Here is a 3,146-nt window from a genome sequence, read left to right as displayed (position 1 = left end):
AGCATCTGTGCAAAAATGATTATAAATGCTGAAATCAAAGTGGTTTACATTGCCGAGACATATCCTGATGCCCTGGCGGAGGAATTGCTGAAGGAAGCGGGTGTCCAGCTCTTCCACTTCGATATGGAGAGCGGTGCGTCAAAACGGCTGCTATAGTTTTTAGTTTCCTTTGATTAAGCTGATTTTTTTGCTGAGCACCTTATCCCCTGAAATCATTCTCACGAGATAGATTCCGGAAGATAATTCCTTGCCACTAAAGTCTTTGGCGTCAAAACTGAAGCTGTGGCTGCCGGCATTTTTTGTGTCTGAGCACAGAGTCCGGATTTTCTGTCCTTTCAGATTATAGACACTCAATTCCAATGTTCCCGGCGAAATTGTCTTGGCTTGGATTTGGATGGAAGAGCTGAAAGGATTGGGGAAAACATCCAGCGAGGAAGTAAGCGGCGGAGTGGCAACATCTTGAGTCGATGTGTTGTTCAGCATTTCGGTAACTGCGGACTGAAGAAATCCACGCACCCCATCCGGTTTCATAAAATAAAGCGGAAATCCCAGCAAGATGAAATCCATGCCGGAATCCGGGTTCAGCATCCGCAGGGCGGCGCAATTGCCATTTCCCTGAGCGGTGGGGCTCATAACTGCCGTGTAGATGGGCTGTTGTGCTCCCGAAAAGGTATAGATGTAGGGCAGCATTCCGTTCCAAATACTCAAAACTTTATCCGGATCCACTTCCAGTTCTGGATACTGCGCGGATTGAGCACTGATGAGGCTTGGCGAATTATCATATATCAGCTCGACGTTTCCTGCGAAGCGGCTTAAAAATATATCGGAAAGGACGGAAGGGGTTTTCCAACCGGAGAGGATAAGTTTCCCGCCACCAATAAGATAGCCACCCAGAACATTTTGGTGATCGATGAGCAGGTTTTGAGAAAAATCATCGGCGTGCCAAAACACAACTTTATGATTGCCAAGCACATCCAAGGGTGGAAGACCTTGGGACGCCACATCCCAATCCTGATATTGGATGGGGGAAAGCGCTGCTGCGTAAAAAGAATCCACCATGGCGTCATCTGGATTGATATTGGCGCCATTTCCGTCACGGGTTTCATCCACCACCAACAGGTTTTCTGCGAATGTAAAACCAACAGGCGTAGCTTCCATCGGCTCCGAACGCGTGCTGACCCAGCCATCCGGATCAACCGCGGAGATGGCGTAAAACCAACTCTGTCCGTTTTCCATGCTGGTATCTGTAAAGCTCAGTTCATCAAGGGGTTCGGAGTTCAGGAGTTCCCAGTCACCACCCATGGTCGCGCCAAAGCGATAGACGTTGTAACGCAGATTGGGATTATCTTGGAATCTTTCCCAGGAAAGCAGCACAGACCCATTGGAAGGCAAACATTCACTGATTACTGGTTTCAGCTCAGTGTGTGAGCGCAGCAGAGCCCAGTTGTTGTGGTTCGCGGAAAAGATGGCGGCTGGACTGATGGTGGCGTTAAAAAAGTTGTCCACGCCATCCGGGTCAGCAAAAACGAGGAGGGAATCGCTCTGCGCGCCGTTTTGGAGGCGGAAAGGCACTTCAATATGAAAGGGTGTGGTGGTGTTAGATGTGGTTTTAGCGAAAATCCGCAAGGGTTGGGCTGCTTCGTCGTGGGTCCAGATACTGTATTCAAATGCTGGAATGCCGGCGCTAAATATCCATTGGTCAAAGAATTGAGTGAGGTTTTGGCCGCTGACCTGTTCCGCCTTGGCTTGAAATTCGGCGGTGACCACATTGCCTCCGTTGTTTTCGGCAAACCATTCCTGCAAAAGCTGGAAGAAAGCATCGTTGCCAAGCTTGAGGCGGAGCATGTGCAGCACTGAAGCGGCTTTTTCATAGGATGGCGGTGCGAAATATGAATTGAAAGCTGGATCATGGATAATTTGCGGCCCGGCGCTGTTTTCCCAGCTTAGGTAATATTGATGATAACTGCTGGAAACATAGTCACATGCGGCCTGCCAGCCTTCGGTTTTGTCCACCCAGATATGCTCGGAATAGGTGGCAAAAGCTTCGGACAGCCAGACGTCGTTGAAATCCAGAAACGAGACGGCATTTCCAAACCATTGGTGGGCAAGTTCATGTGCCACAGTCAGTTCATGCGTGCCACTGCCATTTATGATGTAGCTACCCAGGGTGGTCATGGTTTGGTGTTCCATGGCGCCAAATGTGCTCATGTTCACAACGGAATTGCCATATTTTTCAAAAGGATAGGGGCCGAACAGCTCGGAAAAATAGTCTATCATCAGGGGCATTCTGGCGAGGTCAATCTGCGCGTTGTTATATTGATTCTGCATCACAAAATTCTGGATGGGGACGCCCTGAATCGGAGCGTGTTGTGTGAACTCCACATAGGGACCGCAGGTCACACAAACCAGATAGGTGGTCATGGGATCCGCGCTGTGCCAAACCGTTGTGGCAGTGCCATCTCCGTTGTTTGTGATTGATTGCCGTGTTCCGTTGGAAGCAACTTTCCAATCCTCACGCAGGGTCACATTTAAGTTCACGGTGGCTTTATCCCAGGGATGGTCATAACAGGGCCACCAATAACGCGCAGCGTCGGGATCGGAGATGGTGAAAACAGTGTTGGAGGAAAATATCATGCCAACGTTGTAAGGTGAGCCGGAGAGGATGGGGGTGCCCTGGTAAAAAACCTGTGTGGTAAATGTTTGTCCCGCAGGAATATCCACATTGATATCGATGATGCCAGCCGCGTGTGTGTATGTGGCAGGCGCGCCATTCAACAACACCGAGCTAACATCAAGCCCAACCAGGTTATAGGGAATTGAATCCAGGTTTTCCTGGGCTAACACAGTGGCAACAACGTTTCCTTCGATTTGCCTGGCAGTTTGGTCGATGCTGATGGTAATGTCATAGTGCAGCACATCAAAACCGGTGTAAAGCTCCGCTCGGTTTTGGGAACCTGATGAGAATCCAGGTCGAAAAGGTTTTCGCTGCGGTGCGATTGCGCTAAAGGCGCTGGCGGCAATAACTAATAGCATGATAATCGAAAGACTGCGCTTCATATCCATCTCCTTCAAGATAAGTCACCTATTTGAAAGCAATAAGGCTTCCAAAACGCCGGAATTTGTGTGGTGAACCGGTATTTGCGGGT

At 49.4% G+C, this 3,146-nt stretch carries 2 protein-coding genes; one reads left to right on the top strand and one right to left on the bottom strand.

The features are described 5' to 3' along the window. On the top strand, positions 1-156 hold a 156-nt coding region (locus tag GX135_02995; GenBank protein ID NLN85058.1), incomplete at its 5' end, for a cytidine deaminase. Positions 157-159: 3 nt separating this feature from the next. Here the strand turns inward: GX135_02995 and GX135_02990 are convergent. After that, positions 160-3,057, bottom strand: coding sequence for a T9SS type A sorting domain-containing protein (locus GX135_02990; protein NLN85057.1), 2,898 nt, complete (start codon positions 3,055-3,057; stop codon positions 160-162). Between the last annotated feature and the right edge of the window lie 89 nt (positions 3,058-3,146).

It is taken from the genome of Candidatus Cloacimonadota bacterium, from assembly GCA_012522635.1.
Classification (GTDB): domain Bacteria; phylum Cloacimonadota; class Cloacimonadia; order Cloacimonadales; family Cloacimonadaceae; genus Syntrophosphaera.
The sequence above is the reverse complement of the archived record's forward strand: the minus strand, read 5'-3'. Positions and strand labels throughout refer to the sequence as shown.